General features: G+C 72.6%; 13 protein-coding genes, 1 pseudogene and 1 riboswitch. Of the genes and pseudogenes, 4 read left to right on the forward strand and 10 right to left on the reverse strand.

The genetic code is table 11. From position 1 onward, the window contains the following. Window position 1: 1 nt before the first annotated feature. From ABT008_RS02040 to ABT008_RS02050, 3 genes and pseudogenes are all read left to right on the forward strand, one after another. A complete protein-coding gene (locus ABT008_RS02040; protein WP_350692842.1) occupies window positions 2-952 on the forward strand; it encodes an LLM class F420-dependent oxidoreductase in 951 nt (316 codons plus the stop codon). A gap of 23 nt (window positions 953-975) precedes the next feature. Then, window positions 976-1092 (forward strand): annotated as a pseudogene (locus ABT008_RS02045) (cupin); the annotation flags it as partial. A 77-nt stretch (window positions 1093-1169) separates the two neighbouring features. After that, window positions 1170-3764 (forward strand): hypothetical protein, encoded by a 2595-nt coding sequence (locus ABT008_RS02050; RefSeq protein ID WP_350692843.1) that lies wholly within the window; start codon window positions 1170-1172, stop codon window positions 3762-3764. A 13-nt stretch (window positions 3765-3777) separates the two neighbouring features. On the opposite strand, the gene thiC is transcribed toward ABT008_RS02050, so the two are convergent. The 7 genes from thiC to ABT008_RS02085 form a co-directional block, all read right to left on the reverse strand. Then, window positions 3778-5370, reverse strand: a complete 1593-nt coding sequence (thiC, locus tag ABT008_RS02055) for a phosphomethylpyrimidine synthase ThiC (protein ID WP_350692844.1) — start codon at window positions 5368-5370, stop codon at window positions 3778-3780. Between the two features lie 15 nt (window positions 5371-5385). After that, window positions 5386-6177 (reverse strand): bifunctional hydroxymethylpyrimidine kinase/phosphomethylpyrimidine kinase, encoded by a 792-nt coding sequence (gene thiD / locus ABT008_RS02060; protein WP_350692845.1) that lies wholly within the window; start codon window positions 6175-6177, stop codon window positions 5386-5388. Between the two features lie 438 nt (window positions 6178-6615). Beyond that, window positions 6616-7347 carry a thiamine phosphate synthase gene (locus tag ABT008_RS02065; RefSeq protein ID WP_350693178.1) on the reverse strand — a complete coding sequence of 244 codons (732 nt, stop codon included), beginning with the start codon at window positions 7345-7347 and terminating at the stop codon, window positions 6616-6618. 59 nt (window positions 7348-7406) lie between these two features. Then, complete coding sequence (locus tag ABT008_RS02070) at window positions 7407-8225, reverse strand: thiazole synthase (RefSeq protein WP_350692847.1); 819 nt, start codon at window positions 8223-8225, stop codon at window positions 7407-7409. A gap of 5 nt (window positions 8226-8230) precedes the next feature. Beyond that, window positions 8231-8431, reverse strand: a complete 201-nt coding sequence (thiS, locus tag ABT008_RS02075) for a sulfur carrier protein ThiS (RefSeq protein ID WP_350692848.1) — start codon at window positions 8429-8431, stop codon at window positions 8231-8233. Between the two features lie 14 nt (window positions 8432-8445). Further along, the gene (thiO, locus tag ABT008_RS02080; protein WP_350692850.1) at window positions 8446-9705 is read right to left on the reverse strand and encodes a glycine oxidase ThiO; all 1260 of its coding nucleotides are present in this window, start codon (window positions 9703-9705) and stop codon (window positions 8446-8448) included. Further along, window positions 9699-10325: a thiamine phosphate synthase gene (locus ABT008_RS02085; protein ID WP_350692852.1), complete on the reverse strand. Its 627-nt coding sequence runs from the start codon at window positions 10323-10325 to the stop codon at window positions 9699-9701. The genes thiO and ABT008_RS02085 overlap by 7 nt, the downstream gene beginning before the upstream one ends. Then, a riboswitch (TPP riboswitch) is annotated at window positions 10320-10429 on the reverse strand. Its footprint overlaps the gene before it by 6 nt. A 391-nt stretch (window positions 10430-10820) precedes the next feature. Here ABT008_RS02085 and ABT008_RS02090 point away from each other — a divergent pair. Continuing rightward, window positions 10821-16598 (forward strand): ThuA domain-containing protein, encoded by a 5778-nt coding sequence (locus ABT008_RS02090; RefSeq protein ID WP_502890320.1) that lies wholly within the window; start codon window positions 10821-10823, stop codon window positions 16596-16598. A gap of 62 nt (window positions 16599-16660) precedes the next feature. On the opposite strand, the gene ABT008_RS02095 is transcribed toward ABT008_RS02090, so the two are convergent. Genes ABT008_RS02095 through ABT008_RS02105 form a run of 3 tightly spaced genes read right to left on the reverse strand, consistent with a single transcriptional unit; the run spans window position 16661 to window position 19978 of the window. Beyond that, entirely contained in the window at window positions 16661-17611 is a 951-nt protein-coding gene (locus ABT008_RS02095; RefSeq protein ID WP_350693179.1) for an aldo/keto reductase, read from the reverse strand. A 19-nt stretch (window positions 17612-17630) separates the two neighbouring features. After that, a complete protein-coding gene (locus ABT008_RS02100) occupies window positions 17631-19319 on the reverse strand; it encodes an ABC-F family ATP-binding cassette domain-containing protein (RefSeq protein WP_350692855.1) in 1689 nt (562 codons plus the stop codon). Between the two features lie 56 nt (window positions 19320-19375). Further along, a complete protein-coding gene (locus ABT008_RS02105; protein ID WP_350692857.1) occupies window positions 19376-19978 on the reverse strand; it encodes a class I SAM-dependent methyltransferase in 603 nt (200 codons plus the stop codon). Between the last annotated feature and the right edge of the window lie 95 nt (window positions 19979-20073).

Here is a 20073-nt window from a genome sequence, read left to right on the forward strand (position 1 = left end):
CATGCGGGTCACCGTCTTCACCGAGCCGCACCGGGGCGCCAGCTACGACGACCAGCTCCGCTTCGCCCGACTCGCCGAGGACGGCGGTTTCGAGGGCTTCCTCCGCGCCGACCACTACCAGTCGATGAGCGACGGTCCGGCGCTGCCCGGCCCGACCGACGCCTGGCTGACGCTCGCCGCGCTCGCCCGGGAGACCCGCCGGATCCGACTCGGCACCCTGGTTACCTCCGCGACCTTCCGGCTGCCCGGTCCGCTCGCGGTGCTGGTGGCCCAGGTCGACCAGATGAGCGGCGGCCGGGTCGAGCTGGGCATCGGCGCCGGCTGGTACGCCCGCGAGCACACCTCGTACGGCATCCCGTTCCCCAACACCAGCGAACGCTTCGACCGGCTCACCGAGCAGCTCGACGTACTCACCGGACTGTGGCGCACCCCGTCGGGCAGCACGTACAGCTACACCGGGCAGCACTACCGGCTGATGGACGCCCCGGCGTTGCCGAAGCCGGTGCAGACCCCGGGGCCGCCGATCATCATCGGCGGACGCGGCCCCAAGCGCACCCCGGACCTGGCGGCCCGCTTCGCCGACGAGTTCAACGTGCCCTTCACCGACGTCGCCCGGACCGCAGAGGCCTACGAGCGGGTACGCGAGGCGTGCGACCGGGTCGACCGCGCCGACACCGGACGGGCACCGCTGGTGCTCTCCGCCGGCATCGCGGTGGCGATCGGACGCACCGACGCCCAGGCCCGGCGACGGGCGGCACCGCTGCACGTGACCAGCGCCCTGCCGCCCGAGGAGGCGGTGGTCGGCTCGCCGGAACGACTGGTCGACCGGATCGGCGAGTTCGCGGCGGTCGGCACCACCCGCGTACACCTGCGGCTGGTCGACCTCGACGACCTGGACCACCTGGAGCTGATCGCGGCCGAGGTTTTGCCCCGACTGGCCGGAACCCGATGACCGAGACCCCCCTCGACCCGCGCAGGATCGACGCGGACGAGCCGACCGGCGGGGTGGTCTCCCGCGACCCGGGCGCGCCGCACATGCTGACCAACGTCGGCGACCCGACATACCCGGCCCACCTGGTCGAGCTCAAGTAGACCCGCCGGGCGCAGGTAGCAGCCGTCCCACGGCGCGCCGGTGGCGATCGGTCGCCACGGACCGTAACGTGCCGACCATGGCCCATCGGACCTTGAGCCGGCTACTGCTCACGGCGTTCGGCGTCAGCCTGCTGGCCGCCGCCGGTCAGTTGGGAGTCGCCTTCGGCTTCGGCATCCTCCGACTCACCGGCACCTTCACCGGCGCCACCGTCAACCAGTGGCCGGCTCAACTCGTCTGGGCCGGTTGGTTCGCGGCGAACGCCGCCGTCGTCGGAGCGGTACTCACCGAACGTCTCGCCGAGCGCCATGGTGGGCTCACCGGTACGCATCGCCAACTGGCCGTGGCGTGCAGCGCCGCGCTCGGCGCCGTCGTGGTGGCACCGCTGTGCATGCGACCGGCCCGCGCTGTCGAACTCGTCTCGGTCGACCCGGTCTGGGCCGTCGCCATCTGCGCCGTCCTCGGTGCGGTGGTGGGCGCGGGCGCCGCGCTGGCCGCCCTGCTCCGGCGAGCCTTCGCCTGGAACATGGCCGGCATCGCCGGCACGGTCTGGGTGCTCGCGCTGCTGTCCGTCGCACCGTCGCTCGCCGCGACCGGGCCACTGACCCCGATACGCCTCGGCGTGCTGGAACCGAGTTGGCTCTCCGCCGACGCGGCGCAGCGCCTGGCCCTGCTGCTCCTGCCGCTGCTCAGCCTGCTGGCCGGTGCCGCGACCGGTGCCCTGGCCCGGTGGCGCGGCCAGCCGCCGCTGATCAGCGGGCCGAGCGGGGTGGCCGGGCCGATCCTGGTGGCGTTCGCCTACCTGGCCGCCGGGCCCGGTGACGCGAGCGACCGGTACCAGCTCGCGCCCTACTACGGCGCTCTGATCGCGGTCGCGGTCGGTGCCCTCGGGTCGGCCGCCGCCGCGCTGCTCCCCGTCGCCGCCCTCGACCGCGACACCGCCCTCGACCGCGACACCGCCGGGACCGCCATCGAACCGACCGCGATCCTCCAGCCCCTGCCGGCCTCCCCCACCCTGCCGACGTCGGCCGACCGCCCGGCCGGCACAGGTGCCGCTGCCGGTGCCGGTGCCGTCGTGGTGGACGACCGGCCCGGCGGTACGCACACCAGCCCCGACCTGCCGGGCACCGGCGACACGTCGCCGCCCCACTGGCACTGGCCCGGCGAGCCGGCTCCCCCCGTGCCCGCCGCGCCGGGCAGCGTGCCGATCACCCCGGCATCCGAAACCGCGCCGGGGCCCGGACTCCCGCTCGCCACCGGCCCGACCATCGACGGTGACGTCGCACCGGCCGTCGACGGCACCGCTTCCCTCGCGGCATCCGAGGACTCGCTCACCGGCGCCCCGAACAAGGGCGTCAGCGGACCGGACGAGTCGGACGTCGACGCCGGTCCCACTGCGGCCGACCCCGCCTCCGTCGACACCGCGTCCGGCACCTCCCCCGCCGCTGACCCCGGCTCCGCCACCAGCGCCGCAGACACCACCGACCACGACGCGGCCACGACCTCTGATCTCGACACGGCCACCGCCGTCGGACCAGCCGGTACCGGCCCAACCGCCGTCGGACCCACCGCCGTCGGACCCACCGCCGTCGGACCCACCGCCGTCGGAGCCACCGCCGTTGGACCCACCGCCGCCGGACCAACCGGTAGCGGGCCCACCGTCGGCGGCCCCGACACTGTCCGCCCCGACACTGTCAGTCCCGCCGTCGTCGGGACGCCGGCCCTCGCGGTGCAGGCGACGGACCCGGCGGCGAACGGTGCGACCGGACCCGACCCGGTAGGCGACGGCGGTGACCTCACCCCGGCGACGGGCACGGCGGAACGGGCACCCCGGCGTACCCGCACAACGCGCCCCCTGGTCGAGGCGCCGCACCGGGCCGGGCCCGCGACCCGGGCCGGCGACCAGACCCGATCGCCGAGCCCGTTCGACGCTCCGAGCCCGACCGAGCACACGGACCGGACCTCGGTGGTACCCAGTCAGGCCGGGGGTACGGATGCCGCCGACGCCACGCCCGTACCCCCGGGAACCGATCCCGGTCCGGCTGTCCACGACGACGCGCCGGGCAGCGGCGGTCTGCCGGGCAGCGCCGTGGCACCGGCCGCCCGTCCCGTCGAAGGGCCGGAGACCGCGCCCTGGCCGCGGCACCGGCTCCCGATGCCCGACCTCAACACGACGGAGACCTGGAACGCCTTCGCGACGGCCCGCCGCCCCGACCCGGCGGACGAGGCCGCGTCACCGACCGGGCCGGGTACCGACGGACCGTCGGATGCGGACGGCGACACCGACCGGGTCGAGTCGAGCGCCGGCCCCGACCCGGCGACCGCCGCCCAGGACGTCTCGGCGGCCTTCGCCAGCTCGGCACCGGCTGTCTCCACCGACCCGGCGACGGCCGCCCGTGACCTGACGGCCGCGTTCACCAAACCGCCGACCCCGCGCGCCGAGCCGACCCCGCAGAAGCACGACCGTGAGAAGGGCCGGCGGGGCCTGTTCCGGCGCAGCCGGCCCCGCCCCGCGGAGACCGACCCCGCGGAGCAGGAGGAACCGCTGGCCGAGCAGGACGAGGAGTACGTGGACTGGGTGGCCGGACTCGGCCGCCCGTCGTCCGACGACGAGCCGCTCCCGAAGGAGTTGCGCCGACGGCTGCGGTCGACCGGCCGGCACCATCGGGAGTAGCCGGCCGCGACCGTCAGGCCAACGGCAGGTAGACCCGCCCGCCGGAGGCGACGAACTCCTCGGACTTGTCCTGCATCCCCCGGGCGGCGTACTCCTTGAGGTCCTGACTGATCTTCATGGAGCAGAACTTCGGCCCGCACATCGAACAGAAGTGTGCGGTCTTCGCCGGCTCGGCGGGCAGCGTGGCGTCGTGGTAGGACCGTGCCGTCTCCGGGTCGAGCGAGAGGTTGAACTGGTCCTCCCACCGGAACTCGAACCGCGCCTTGGAGAGCGCGTCGTCCCAGGCCTGCGCACCCGGGTGCCCCTTGGCCAGGTCCGCCGCGTGCGCCGCGATCTTGTACGCGATGACCCCCGCCTTGACGTCGTCGCGATCCGGCAGCCCCAGGTGCTCCTTCGGCGTGACGTAGCAGAGCATGGCGGTGCCGAACATGCCGATCATCGCCGCGCCGATGGCCGAGGTGATGTGGTCGTACGCGGGCGCGATGTCGGTGGTCAGTGGACCGAGCGTGTAGAACGGCGCCTCGTGGCACCACTCCTGCTGCAGGTCCACGTTCTCCTTGATCTTGTGCATCGGCACGTGGCCCGGACCCTCGATCATCACCTGCACGTCGTACTCCCAGGCGATCCGGGTCAGCTCGCCCAGCGTCCGCAGCTCGGCGAACTGCGCCTCGTCGTTGGCGTCCGCGATCGAACCGGGCCGCAACCCGTCGCCGAGCGAGAACGTCACGTCGTAGCGGGCCAGGATCTCGCACAACTCCCGGAAGTTCGTGTAGAGGAAGTTCTCCTCGTGGTGCGCCAGGCACCAGGCCGCCATGATCGAACCGCCCCGCGACACGATGCCGGTCACCCGGTCGACCGCCAGCGGCACGTACGGCAGCAGCACCCCGGCGTGCACCGTCATGTAGTCCACGCCCTGCTCGGCCTGCTCGACCACGGTGTCCCGGAACACCTCCCAGGTCAGCTTCACCGGGTCGCCGCCGACCTTCTCCAACGCCTGGTAGATCGGCACCGTACCGATCGGCACCGGCGAGTTGCGCACGATCGACTCGCGGGTCTCGTGGATCCGCTTGCCGGTGGACAGGTCCATCACGGTGTCCGCGCCCCACCGGGTGGCCCAGGTCAGCTTCTCCACCTCCTCGGCCACCGAGGAGGTCACCGCCGAGGTGCCGATGTTGGCGTTGACCTTGACCAGGAACGCCTTGCCGATGATCGCCGGCTCGCACTCCGGGTGGTTGATGTTCAGCGGCAGCACCGCCCGACCCGCAGCGATCTCGTCCCGGACGAACTCCGGCGCCATCCCCTCCCGGATCGCCACGAACTCCATCTCGGGGGTGACGACCCCGGCCCGCGCGTACGCGAGCTGCGTCGGCCGTTTGCCCTCCACCCCGCCCAACGGGGTGCCGGCACCGCGTACCGGGGCCACGTCTCCCCGCTCGGCGATCCACGGCCCCCGCAGCGGCGGCAGGCCGACCTCCGGGTCCGAGCCCGGCCCGGCGGTGTCGTAGAGCCGGACCGGCGGGTTGTCCCCGGTCAGCTCGACCTCCGCGAACGGCACTCGGACGTCCGGTCGTGAACCCTCGACATAGACCTTGCGACGTGCCTGCATGACAGCCTCCCTCGCCTAAGCGGACCAGCCGAAGTGGTCCATTGGGCCGCGTCCCGCGCCCAACTCCCAGTCCCGCGCACCGGCCAGCGCGCGGGTCACGTACTCCTTGGCGGCGGCGACCGCCACCGGCACCGGATCGCCCAGTGCCAGCCGCACGGCGGTCGCCGCCGAGAACGAACAACCGGTGCCGTGCGTGTGCCGGGTCGGCACCCGGGGGGCCCGCAGCACCGTCGTGCCGTCCGGGCCGTGCAGCACATCCACCGCCTCGTCGCCGGTGTCCACGTCACCGCCGGTCACGATCACCCACTCGGCCCCGCCCGCCGCCAGCGCCCGCGCCGCCGCCGTCATCTCCGCCACGCCGGTCACCGGCGCCCCGGTGAGGGCGGCGGCCTCCGCGCTGTTCGGCGTCGCCACCCGGGCGTACGGCAGCAGCCGCTCCACCGCCTCCACCACCCCGAGTCGGTGTCCACTGGTGGCCACCAGCACCGGATCGACCACGAGCTGCGGCAGTCGACCGGCCGCCGCCGCCTCGGCGATCGCACCCGCCACGGCCGGCGTACCGAGCATCCCGGTCTTGACCGCGCGCACGGTGAAGTCGGACAACACGCTGTCCAACTGGTCGCTGACCGTCTGCGGCGGCAACGGCAGCACCGCGTCCACCCCCCGGGTGTTCTGCGCGGTCACGGCGGTGAGCACACTCGTGCCGTACGCACCGAGCGCGGCGAAGACCTTGAGGTCGGCCTGGATGCCGGCACCGGCACCGGAGTCCGAACCGGCGACGGTGAGGACGGTCGTTGGGGTTCTCACGTGTCTCCTCTTGGCTTGTTCTTGTTTGTTCTTGTTTGTTCTTGCTTGTTCGGGGTTGCGGTTTGGGGCTGCGGCCGACCGTGCCCACTCCGGGCGGTCAGGCTTGATCCCTGCGTGGGCACGGTCGGCCGCAGCCCCGTCGTGGTCGTCGCCCGTCGAGACGGATCGGTGGCGGCTTCGGGTGTCCCGCCTTGGGGAAGGCGGCGGGGTGGGGCTTCGTGGGCGACGCCCGTCGAAGGGCTGGTGGCGGCTCGGGTGCCCTGCCTTGGGAAAGGCTGGCGGGGTGGGGCTTCGTGGGCGACGCCTGTCGAAGGGCTGGTGGCGGCTCGGGTGCCCTGCCCTGGGGAAGGCGGCGGGGTGGGGCTTCGTGGGCGACGCCCGTCGAGGGGCTGGTGGGGGCATCGGGTGGCGCGGTGGGGGTGGCCGGCGGGGTGGGGGTCATCGCTTGGCCGGGATGGTGGGGGCGGGGCTTTGGGAGGTGCCGCCGTGGGCGGCGCCGGTGCGGTGGGGGGTCTGGGGCGAACTCGTCTGGAGAAGCTCGTGGTGGGCGGTGGTGAGGGTGGTGGCGACCTGGTGGGGATTTCGGGCGCGCATGATGGCGCCCTGGACGGCCACGCCGGTGGCGCCGGCCCTCACGCAGGCGCGGACCTGGGCGGGAGTCTCGATGCCGCCGAGAGCGAGAACGGGCACCGGGCTGCGACTCGCCAAGGCGGCCAGACCGTCGGGGCCCAGCGGTGGGCCGTAGCCGGGTTTGCTGCGGGTGGGGAAGACCGGTGACAGGGTCACATAGTCCTCGGTGGTGAGTCGGTCCAACTCCGCCTCGTCGTGGCAGGAGCGGCCGACCAGGTCGGCGACGGGTGGCGGGTACGGACCGGCGGCCGGAAGGTGGAGCGCGACGAATGCCCCGCCGAAGGTGCTGGGGATCCGTGGGGCGGGCTCGGTCTCGGGCAGGAGCGGGTCGGGGCCGGCGACGATCAGGGTGCCGCCCGCCTCGGCCAGGATCGGTCGCAGCTCGGCGGCGAGTACCAGGCGCTCGGCGCGCGGCAGGTCCTTCTCGCGCAGCACCACGCACCGCACTCCCCCGGCCACCGCCTGCGCCACCGCATCGCACAGGTCCCCCCGCACCGCCCGACGATCCGTCAGCAGCACCACACCCGAGACCGGTTGGATCCTGGTGCGAAACGGCCCCTGGAGGGGCGGTTTCGCACCGAGATCGGCGAGGTGGCGGGTCACAGGTCGGGTCGACCGTCGTCGGGGGTGGAGGCAAGCGCGTGGAAGCGACGCGGGATGCGTCCCGCGCCGTACGCGAGGCGGCCCGCCTCGATCGCGTACCGCATCGCGGTGGCCATCGCGACCGGGTCCGCGGCCCGGGTCACGGCGCTGGCCAACAGGACCGCGTCGCAGCCCAGCTCCATGGCCAGGGCCGCGTCCGAGGCGGTGCCGATGCCCGCGTCCAGGATCACCGGGACCGTCACGTCCTGACGGATCAGCCGGATGTGGTGCGGGTTGTTGACGCCCAGCCCGGAGCCGATCGGCGCGCCGGCCGGCATCACCGCCGCGCAGCCCACGTCGGCCAGCCGCCGGGCCAGCACCGGATCGTCCGACGTGTACGGCAGCACGGTGAACCCGTCGTCGACCAGTTCCTCGGCGGCGCGCAGCAACTCCACCCCGTCGGGCAGCAGCGTGCGCTCGTCGCCGATCACCTCCAGTTTGACCCAGTCGGTGTCGAACGCGTCCCGGGCCAGCCGGGCCACCTTCACCGCCTCACCTGCCGTGTAGCAGCCGGCCGTGTTCGGCAGCAGGCGTACGCCACAGCGGTCCAGCAGGTCGAGCAGGCCACCCGAGCCGACCGCCACGGTGTCCACCCTGCGCAACGCCAACGTGACCAGCTCGGTGCCGGAGGCGCGGATGGCCTGCTCCAACACGTGCAGGTTGGCGGCTCCGCCGGTGCCGAGGACCAGTCGGGATGAGAACCGGACGCCGCCCAGCTCGAAGCCCTTCGTCCCGGAGTCCGTCTCGTGCCCGTCGATCGACGGTGTGCGGTCCATCCCGCTCACCCGCCCTGGGCGGCGCTGAGCACCTCGACCCGGTCGCCGCCCCGCAGCACCATCGCCGGCCAGTCGGTACGCGGCACCACCTCGCCGTTGACCGCCACCGCCACACCGCGCTGCTGCGGGGTCACGTCCCGGACCAGCTCGGCGACCGTGACCTCGTCCGGCACGCTGCGCCCGACACCGTTCACCGTCAACTCCATCAGGCATCCTCCGTTCACTGCATGGGTCGGGTGGCGTCGCCGGACGCGCCGGAGCCCTCGCCCGATCCGGCGGCGACGAAGCGCTCGGGCCGCAACGGGCTGCCGATCGCATCGGCGGCGGCGGTGGCGTCGGCAGCGGCGACGTCGGCAGCAGCGTCGGTGACGAAGCGTTCGGGGCGGAACGGGCTGCCGATCGCGTCGGGGGAACCGCCGGTCACCAGGTCGGCGATCAGGTCGGCGGTCACCGGGGTGAGCACGATCCCGTGCCGGTGGTGGCCGGTGGCGACCAGCACGTCCGGCCGGCCCGGCAACGGACCCAGGATCGGGGCGTTGTCCGGGGTGCCGGGGCGCAGCCCGGCGATCGCCTCCACCAGGTCGTACTCGGCCAGCTCCGGCAGCAGGTCGATCGCGGCCCGCAGCAGCCGCAGCACCGCGCCGGCACCGACCGCCAGGTCGGAGCGCTCCTCGACGGTCGCCCCGACCACCACCTCGCCGTCGGCGCGGGGCACCAGATAGACGTGCTCGCCGTCGGCGTACCCCCGGATCACGTGCCGGAAGCCCGGCGGACCGCCGTCGGGCGCGCGCAGCCGCAGCACCTGGCCCTTGACCGGGCGGATCGGTAGCCCGGTGAGCGCGGCCGAGCCGCAGCCGGCGGCGACCACGGTCACCCGGGCCCCGGCGTCGGCCGGGGTCCGCACCGGCTCGGGGACCAGCGTCGCACCGGCCCGCTCGGCGGCGAGCCGCAGCGCCGGCACCAACCGGCGCGGGTCGACCTGGTGATCGGTAGCGGCGAAGGCACCGCCCCGGACCCGGACGGCGAGCGCCGGCTCACGGTCGCGAAGCTGCGAGGGGCGCAGCGGCGTCACCGGCAACCCCAGTTCCTGCTGGTACGCCCAGAGTCGACGCGCCTCGGCGAGGTCGTCTGCGGTCAGCCCGACCATCAGCGTGCCCTCGGTGCGGTAGCCGATGTCGACGCCGGTCGCCCCGGTCAGCTCGGCGGCGAACGCCGGCCAGCGGGCGGCCGACTCGGTGAGCAGGGCGGTCAGCTCGTGCTCGCCGAAGTACGCCTCGGCCACCGGCGCGAGCATCCCGGCGGCGACGTGCGAGGCGCCCGAGCCCGGCGCGGGATCGTGCACCACCACCCGCAACCCGCGCGCCGCGCACCGCCAGGCGATCGCGAGCCCGATCGGTCCTGCGCCGATCACCGCTACGTCGGGTGTAAGGAAGGGCCCCCTGTTAACGCCTCCGGTATAGGAAGGGCCCCCTGTTAACACGTCAACGCCCCGATCAGCTCGCCCGCGACGCGGCCGGGATCGGCGGCGGCGGAGAGCGCACCGACCACCGCCACCCCGTACGCCCCGGCGGCGCGCAGCGCGGGCACGTCCGCCGCCGTCACCCCGCCGATGGCGATCACCGGCACGGTGACCGCCTCGGCCACCGCCCGTACTCCGGAGACGCCGATCGCCGGCGGTAGCCCGTCCTTGGTGGTGGTGGCCCGGCACGGTCCGACGCCCAGGTAGCTCGCGCCGGCACCGACCGCCTCGGCTGCCGTCGCCGGTTCGCGGGCGGTGGCGCCCAGCACGGCGGCCGGGCCGAGCACCTGCCGCGCCGCCGCGACCGGCAGGTCGTCCGCACCCACGTGGCCACCCGCCGCACCGGTGGCCAACGCCACGTGCAGCCGGTCGTTGACCAGGCATTCGACCGCGTACGGCGCGCAGAGAGCGAGCACCCGTCGGGTCAGGTCGTACGCCTCGCGGTCGGTGGCGGAGTCCTCCACCCGGACCTGCACCAGCAGTTCGGTACGCGCCACCGGGAGTACGGCCCGGAGCACGGCGAGCGGATCCCGCCCGGGCCGGGTGTCGGTGATCAGATGCAGTCGTCCCAGGGACGGCACGGCAACTCTCCTCCCTGCGCCGGCATTACCCGGATCAGGTTCGACGGTCGGGGGCTCACAGCCCCCCTCTCAGCCCGGTCGACCGGGCTCCCGTGGGTCACTTGCGTGGCCACCGTACGACAGATCCGCTGACCTGCCAAGGTGCGTCCCGCAGGGACGACGGCTCTGCCTCAGGTGTTAGCAGGGGTCCCTTCCTATACCGCAGGCGTTAGCAGGGGACCCCTCCTTACACCCGGGAAACGCGTGCTTCGCACACATAAACGGTAATTACAGCCCACCGATGCCGAAACGTTATCCATCGAAACCTTGCCATGAACCGATTCACCGGAATTAATTTGTTCAGCGATTCGACATAATGCCGCAACGGAAGCCCTGGCACGGCCCTCCGGCTGCGGCTCCATCAGGGACGGTCTTCGGCGAGCCGGCCCCCGCGACCCCTGTCCGGCAAGGACAAAGGAGACCGGAGTGTTCCGACCACGCCGTACGCGCGTGCCCTTGACCGCCACCCTTCTCACCCTCGGCCTGGCCGCGACCACGCTCGCCGGCGCACCCGCCGCCCAGGCCGCCCCCGCCCGGACCGTCCCGGTCGCCCAGGCACCGGCGCCGCAGGCCGACGCCGACCCGTTCTCGGTGCTGGTCTTCTCCAAGACCGCGGGCTTCCGGCACGGCTCGATCCCGGTCGGCATCGCCGCCATCCAGCAGCTCGGCGCGGAACACGGGTTCACCGTCGACGCCACCGAGGACAGCACCTCCTTCACCGACCAGAACCTCGCCGGATACCAGGCCGTGATCTGGCTCTCCACCACCGGTGACGTGCTCAACGCCGACCAGCAGGCGGCGTTCGAGCGCTACATCCGAGCCGGTGGCGGGTACGCCGGCATCCACGCCGCCTCCGACACCGAGTACGACTGGGAGTGGTACGGCGGTCTGGTCGGGGCGTACTTCAACAGTCACCCGGCCAACCAGCAGGCCACGGTCAAGGTGGAGGACCCGGCGCACCCGTCCACGGCGGATCTGCCGGATCGCTGGTCCCGGTTCGACGAGTGGTACAACTACCGGACCAACCCGCGCGGCAAGGTGCACGTGCTGGCCACGCTGGACGAGACCAGCTACTCCCCCGGTTCGGGCGCGATGGGTCACGACCACCCGATCGCCTGGTGCCAGGACTACGACGGCGGCCGGGCCTGGTACACCGGTGGCGGCCACACCAACGAGTCGTACGCGGAGCCGCAGTTCCTCGGCCACCTGCTCGGCGGCATCCGGACCGCGGCCGGGGTGCAGGACGCCGACTGTGGCGCCTCGTTGACCGCCAGCTTCGAGAAGGTGACGCTGGACAGCAACACCAGCAACCCGATGGAGCTGGACGTGGCCTCGGACGGCCGGGTCTTCTACATCGAGCGCGACGGCCGGGTGCAGATCGTCAAGCCGGACACCGGCAACACGGTCACCGCCATCGACCTCGACGTCTTCACCGGCAACGAGGACGGGCTGATCGGCATCCGCCTCGACCCGGACTTCGCCACGAACAACTGGGTGTACCTCTACTACGCGCCGAACGACGGGGTGGCGCGCAACGTGCTGTCCCGGTTCACGGTGAGCGGTGACGCGATCGACGCGGCCTCCGAGAAGGTCGTCCTCCAGGTCGACACCCAGCGCAACACCTGCTGCCACGCGGGCGGCACCATGACGTTCGACTCGGCCGGCAACCTCTACCTGGCCACCGGGGACAACACCAACCCGTTCCAGTCGGACGCGTACACGCCGATCGACGAGCGTCCGGGCCGTGCAGACTACGACGCGCAGCGCACCTCCGGCAACACCAACGACCTGCGCGGCAAGGTCCTGCGAATCCACCCGGAGGACGACGGGACGTACACCATCCCGGAGGGCAACCTGTTCCCGCCGGGCACCGAGAAGACCCGGCCGGAGATCTACGGCATGGGCTTCCGCAACCCGTTCCGGATCGGCATCGACCCGGCCACCGACACCCTCTACGTCGCCGACTACGGTCCGGACGCCGCTTCGGCCAACCCGAACCGTGGCCCGGCCGGTCTGGTCGAGTGGAACATCGTGGCCGAGGCCGGCAACTACGGCTGGCCGTACTGCCACGGCGGGAACCAGGCGTACAACGACTACCAGTTCCCGTCCGGCCCGAGCGGGCCGAAGTTCGACTGCGCCGCCCTGGTGAACAACTCGCCGAACAACACCGGCCTGACCAACCTGCCGCCGGCCATCGCGGCCACCGTCGACTACGGCTACGCGGGTGACCCCCGGTTCCCGGAGATCGGTGGCGGCGGCGCGCCGATGGGCGGCCCGGTCTACCGGTACGACGCCGACCTCGACTCGGACCGCAAGTGGCCGGCGTACTACGACGGCAAGGCGCTGCTCGGCGAGTGGAACCAGTCCAAGATGTACACGATGCAGGTCAGCGCCGACGGGCGGGAACTGGTCGACATCAACCAGTTGCTCACCGGGATGACCTTCATCCGGCCGATGGACTTCGAGTTCGGCCCCGACGGCGCGATGTACCTGATCGAGTGGGGCAGCGGCTTCGGCGGCAACAACGACAACTCCGGCGTCTACCGGATCGACTACATCGCCGGTGACCGGGCCCCGATCGCAGTGGCCTCCGCCGAGCCGACCTCCGGTCCGGCGCCGCTGACCGTCGAGTTCTCCAGTGCCGGGTCACGTGACCCGGACGGCGGCGTGCTGACGTACTCCTGGGCGTTCGGCGACGGCGGCACCTCCACCGAGGCGAACCCCACCCACACGTACGCCGAGGCCGGCAACTACACCGCCCAGCTCACCGTGACCAACCCCAACGGCCGTACGGCGGTGGCGAACGTCCCGGTGACCGTGGGCAACACCGCGCCGACGGTGGAGATCGAGTTCCCGCCGAACGGTGGCTTCTTCAACTGGGGCGACCAGGTCAAGTACTCGATCAAGGTGACCGACCCGGAGGACGGCGAGATCGACTGCGCCGACGTGCAGCTCCAGGTGCTGCTCGGACACGACGAGCACGCGCACCCGCTGGAGCAGCACACCGGGTGCAGCGGCACGGTGCAGACCCAGCTCGCCGCCGGTCACGGCGCCGAAGCGGACGTCTTCACCGTCCTGGAGGCGACTTACACCGACAAGGGTGGCTCCGGCGGCGCCAGCCCGCTGACCGGCCGGGTCATCGAGATCCTCCAGCCGAAGCGCAAGCAGGCCGAGTACTTCAGCGACACCGGCCGCACCGCGGACGGCACCGGCGGCGGTGAGCCCGGCGTGCAGCGCGAGACGACCGGCGACACTGCGGGCGGCGGCGAGAACATCAGCTTCATCGAGGACGGCGACTGGTGGTCGGTGGACCCGGCCGACCTGACCGAGATCGACGAGATCCGGTTCCGCGCCTCCTCGGGCGTTCAGGGCGGTGTGATCGAGGTCCGGGCCGGTGCGGTCGACGGACCGGTGGTCGCCACGGCCACCGTCCCGGGCACCGGTGACTGGCAGACGTACACCGACGTCACCGCCGAGGTCACCGGGCCGGCGAGCGGATCGCTGTTCTTCGTGGCCCGGCACCCGAGCGGCGGCTCCGGCTCGCTGTTCAACGTCAACTGGGCGGACTTCGTCGGCAAGGGCGTCACCGACAACGCCCCGCCGACGGTCACCGCCACCGCCACGCCGGGCAGCGGCACCGCGCCGGTCACCATCGCGTTCGGCGGTACGGCTGTGGACCCGGAGGGCGACACCCCGCTGACGTACGAGTGGGACTTCGGCGACGGTGGCACCGCCGACACGCTCCAGGCGGAGCACACGTACGAGCGGCCCGGCAACTTCACCGCCACCCTGACGGTGACGGACAGCCGGGGCGCGTTCTCGTACGCCACCGTGCCGGTCCGGGTCGACGCGCCCAACACCTCCTGCGTCGGCACGCGCTCGGACGACTTCGGCGGCACCACCCTGGACCGGGAGCGCTGGACCAGCGTGGTACGGGAGAACCAGCTCCTGTCCGTCAGCGACGGCGCGCTGCGCCTGCCCACCTCGGCCGGTGACCTGTACGGCAGCCGCAACGACGCCACCAACCTGGTGCTCCAGCCGGCACCGTCGGGTGCATGGTCGGCGACCACCAAGGTGACCCTGCCGGTGACGGCCGACTACCAGCAGGCCGGTCTGCTGGTCTACGGCGACGACGACAACTACGCCAAGCTGGACCTGCTCTACAACGGCAGCCGGCGGGTGGAGTTCCTCCGGGAGACCGCGGGTACGCCCCGCAACGAGGGTGCCGACAGCACGGCGGCTCCGGCCGGTGACACCGTCCACCTGCGGATCAGCAGCGACGGCACCAGCCTGACCGCCGCGCTCTCGTCCGACGGGCTGACCTTCACCCCGGTCGGTCGGGCGGCGGCGCTGGAGGGCATCGAGAACCCCCGGATCGGTCTGTTCGCCCTCAACGGCGGCACCACCGCGCCGGTGGTCGAGGCCGCGTTCGACTGGTTCCAGGTGACGCCGGACGAGCCGGCCGGGCCGGTCGACCCGTCCGACGAGTTCACCGGCACCGCGCTGGACAAGTGCCGGTGGAACGCGATCCTGCGGGAGGACGCCACCGCGTACCTGGTGGCCGACGGGGCGTTGCGCATCGACGTACCCAACGGTGACATCTACGGCACCGACAACACCGGGCCGACGAACTTCATCCTGCAGAACGCGCCGAACGGCGACTGGACGCTGGAGACGAAGGTCGACGGCAGCCTGCTGAACGAGCAGTACCAGCAGGCCGGCCTGATCGTGCACGGCGACGACGACAACTACGTCAAGTTCGACTTCATCGTGGACAACCAGGCCGGATCACCGGTGTCGCGGCGGATCGAGTTCCGCAGCGAGATCGGTGGGGCGGTGCAGAACCCGCAGCCCGGCGCGGAGGGCCTGACCGAGTCGGTGTGGCACCTGCGGCTGGCCCGCAGCGGTGACACCTTCACCGCGTCGTACTCGGCGGACGGCACCACCTGGACGACGCTCACCGAGTTGACCAACGCGGCGGTCGGACCGACCCCGAAGGTCGGCCTGTTCTCCCTCGGCGGCAACCAGACCGCCTCGAAGCAGGTGTCGTTCGACTACTTCCGGCTGAGCACCGGCACGGTCGACGACACCGCGCCGGTGACCACCGCCGAGGTCGCCGGTACGCCGGTGGAGGGCTGGTACACCGGCCCGACCACGGTCACGCTGACCGCCACCGACGAGGGCGGCAGCGGGGTGGCCCGCACCGAGTACCAGCTCGACGACGCCGACACCTGGACCGCCTACACGGCTCCGGTGGCGGTCTCCGGGGACGGCGAGCACGAGCTGCGGTTCCGCTCGGTCGACGAGGCCGGCAACGTGGAGGAGACCCGGACGGTCGACGTCCGGATCGACACCACCGCGCCGGTGAGCACCGCGGCGTTCGCCCCGGCGAACGACGCGGGCTGGCACGACGGCACCGTTCCGGTGGTGCTCTCCTCGACCGACGCCGGGTCCGGGGTCAGGTCGCTGGAGTGGTCGTTGGACGGCGGCGACTGGACGCCGTACACCGAGCCGGTGGAGATCAGCGGCGACGGGGCCCACGAGCTGCTCTACCGGGCCACCGACAACGTCGGCAACGCCGAGACGCTCAAGTCGGCGGTGGTCCGGATCGACGGCACCAAGCCGACGCTGCTGGTCTCCGGCATCGCCGACGGCCAGCTCTACGGCGACAGCCAGGACGTTCGGGTGTCCTGGCAGGCGGTGGACCCGACCTCGGGGATCGCCACCGTGGTCGGCCGGCTCGACGACCGCCCGTACGTCAGCGGCACCCTCCAGGCGATGTACGAGCTGCCGCTGGGGCTGCACGAGCTGACCGTGACCGCGACCGACAAGGCAGGCAACGCCACCACCACGACGGTCCGGTTCTTCGTCACCACCTCGTTCCGGGACATGCAGAACCTGCTGGACCGGTTCAAGGCGACGGGTCGGCTCTCCGCTCGGGCGCACACCCAGTTGTCGAACCGGCTCTCCAACGCCCGTACGGCGGAGGCCGCCGGTAACGACCAGCGGGCGATCAACCAGCTCACCGCGTTCCGGGGGCTGGCCGCCGACGCCACGCTCGTCGGTGAGGCGGAGATCCGGGACGTGCTGGTCCGGGACACCGATGCCATGATCGTCCGGCTCGGCGGCACGGCCAGCAAGGCGGGCGTACGCGCCAACGACGGCGAGTCCGTCGCCGGCACCGGACGGCTGGGTGGCGATCCCACCCGGCTCGCGCCCGGCCGGAAGTTGTAAGCGAGTTCTCGGGGCCCCGTCCGGCTGTCCGCCGGGCGGGGCCCCTTCGCGTGCGCTGCCCCCTACCGGTCGAGCACCGCGCGCAGCGCCTTGAGGTCCGCCTCACCCGGCTGCCAGTTGCCCGCCTCGGCGTTGGCGCGCACCTGGTCCGGCGTGGTGGCTCCGGCGATGACCGAGGTCACCGCCGGCTGGGCGGCCAGTCCGCCGATCGCCACGTGCAGCATCGACACACCCCGCTCGGCGGCGTACGCCTCGATGCCCTCGATGGTGTCCCAGTCGGCGGCGGCGAGCCGCTGGGCGTACCGGCCGCCACCGGCGAGGCGGCTGCCGGCCGGCGGCGCCTCGCCACGCTTGTACTTGCCGGTGAGCAGCCCGTTGGCCAGCGGGAAGAACGGCAGCATGCCGAGGCCGAACCGCTCGCAGGCGGGCAGCACCTCGATCTCGGCGTCCCGGTTGAGCAGGCTGTAGTGGTTCTGGGCGCTGACGAAGCGGGCGGTCCCCCGGGTCTTCGCCGTCCAGTCGGCGTCCGCGATCTGCCAGCCGGCGAAGTTGGAGTTGCCCAGGTAGCGCACCTTGCCGGCGCGGACCAGGTCGTCCAGGGCGGCGAGCGTCTCCTCGATCGGGGTGCCCGGGTCGGGCTCGTGGAACTGGTACAGGTCGATGTAGTCGGTGTCCAGGCGACGCAGCGACGCCTCCACCGCCCGGATGACGTACCGCCGCGAGCCGCGCACGCCGAAGTCGCGCCCGTTGTCGCCACCCATCGACATGCCGAACTTGGTCCCGATCACCACGTCGTCGCGACGGCCCTTGAGGGCCGCGCCGAGCTGAGCCTCCGACGCGCCGTGCGGCTCGCCGTAGATGTCGGCGGTGTCGAAGAAGTTGATCCCGACGTCGAGGGCGGCGTCGACCACCGCGCGGGTGCCGTCCAGATCGAGTTTGCGGCCGAAGTTGTTGCAGCCGATCCCCACGACGGACACCACGAGCCCGGAGTCGCCCAACCGGCGATAGGTCATCTCAGTCACGAGATCAACCCTATGTCGATCGCCCGACCTCCCACACCGGCTCCGGCGTCTCCACCACCTCACCGTCACCTCTGAACAGCAGAAAGCGGTCGAAGGTCCGGGTGAACCAGCGGTCGTGGGTGACCGCCAGCACGGTGCCGGAGAACGCGGCCAACCCGGCCTCCAACGCCTCGGCCGAGGCCAGGTCGAGGTTGTCCGTCGGCTCGTCGAGCAACAGCAGGGTCGCCCCGGACAACTCCAGCAGCAGCACCAGGAAACGGGCCTGCTGGCCGCCGGAGAGTGTGCCGAAGCGCTGGTCGCCCTGCCCGGCCAACTCGTACCGGCTGAGCGCGGCCATGGCCGCGTGCCGGTCCATGCCGGCGCGGTGCTCGTCGCCCCGCCACAGGATCTCGGCCAGTGTCTTCGCCATCAGCTCCGGCCGGTCGTGAGTCTGCGAGAAGTGCCCGGGACGCACCCGCGCACCGAGCCGGGCCGTCCCGTCGTGCGCCACCGGCGCGAGCGCCGCCGCCCCGTCGACCGGGCCGTTGGCCGGGTCCGGGTCGGTGCCCCCTCGGGCCAGCAGGCGCAGGAAGTGGGACTTGCCGGTGCCGTTGGCGCCCAGCACCGCCACCCGGTCGCCATACCAGACCTCCAGGTCGAACGGGTAGGTCAGGCCGTCGATCTCGAGCTGTTCGCAGACCAGGGCCCGCTTGCCGGTCCGGCCGCCGGCCAGCCGCATCCGGATGTCCTGGTCCTTCGGTGGTACGGGCGGCGGCCCGGCCTCCTCGAACTTGCGCAACCGGGTCTGCGCCGACTGGTACCGGGAGGCCATGTCCGAGTTGTACGCCGCCTTCTGCTTGTACATCAGCATCTGCTCGCGCAGCTTGTGGTGCTCCTCGTCCCACCGTTTGCGCAGCTCGTCGAGGCGGGCGTGGCGGGCCACCCGAGCCTCGTGCCAACTGGCGAAGCCGCCCGGGTGCACCCAGGCGCTGCCGCCCTCCACCGCGACCACCCGGTCGGCGGTGTGCGCCAGCAGCTCCCGGTCGTGCGAGACGTAGAGCACCGACTTGGCGGACTCCCGCAGCCGCGCCTCCAGCCAGCGCTTGGCGGGCACGTCGAGGAAGTTGTCCGGCTCGTCGAGCAGCAGCACCTCCTCCGGGCCGCGCAGCAGCAGTTCGAGCGCGAAACGCTTCTGCTGTCCACCGGAGAGGGTGCGGACCGGACGCTGCCGGGCGGTGTCCCACGGCAGGTCGAGCACGATGGTGGCGACGGTGTCGAACAGCACCTCGGCGTCGTACCCGCCGGTCTCACCCCAGGCGGCCAGCGCGTCCGCGTACGCGAGCTGGGCCTTGCCCGCGGTGGTGCTGTACTTGCCGCGCAGCTCGGCCGCGCGCATGGCCGCCTCGGTCTCGGCCAGCCGGCGGCCCGCGTCCCGAAGCGGCGGCGGAGCCAGCGACAGGGCCAGGTCGGCCAGCGTCGACTCGTCGCCGATCATGCCGATGAACTGGCGCATCACGCCCAGGCCACCGGCTCGCGCGATGGTGCCCGTGCGGACCGGCAGGTCACCGGCGACCATCCGCAGCAGCGTGGTCTTGCCGGCGCCGTTCGGCCCGACCAGTGCCACCTTGGCGCCCTCACCGACCCGGAACGACACGTCGGTGAAGAGTTCCCGCCCGTCCGGTAGTACGTGTCCGACCGCTGCCACGTCGACGTATCCCACGCCGGCATCCTGCCGGAGCGGGGCCGGGTGGCCAACCGATTAGTCGCGCCGAACGGTCAGCGGGTGATGCGGAGCACCCGGAAGCCCTTCTGGCTGGCGTGCCGCTCGACCTGCCAGCCCTGCTCGACCAGCCAGCGGTGCAGCGAGTCGCCGCCGAGGTGACGGGCCACCACCAGCCAGGCCACCCCGCCCGGGGCCAGTCGCGGCAGCCAGCGGCCGAGGAGTTGGTGCAGGTCCTCCTTGCCGATCCGGATCGGCGGGTTGGACCAGATCTGCGCGAAGTCGAGGTCCGCCGGCACGTCTTCGGGAGCGGCAACCCGTACCCGGTCCGCGACGCCGAGCCGTTGCGCGTTCCCGGCGGTCAGCTCCCGGGCCCGCTCGTTGACGTCCACCGCCCAGACGGTCGCCTCGGGCGCCACGCTGGCCAGGACGCAGGCGATCGGCCCGAACCCGGAGCCGAGGTCGAGCAGCGGACCGGCGGCCGACGTCGGCAGCTCGGCCTTGCGCAGCAGCACGGCGGTGCCGGGGTCCAGCCGGGTGGCCGAGAACACCCCGCCCGCCGACGCCAGGGCGTAGTCGCGGCCGGCGACGCTGAACTGCACCTCGCGCGCCTGGGCGGGCGTGCTCGGTTCGGCGGTGAAGTAGTGGTCCCCGGTCACGCCGGCCATTCTCGCACCGAGCCGGAACCGACCGGACCGACGGGAGTGGCCCGTACCGTCGGCACATCCGGCAAAACGCCCACTAATGGGGTAAA

The organism is Micromonospora sp. NPDC002389, assembly GCF_040296095.1.
GTDB lineage: Bacteria > Actinomycetota > Actinomycetes > Mycobacteriales > Micromonosporaceae > Micromonospora.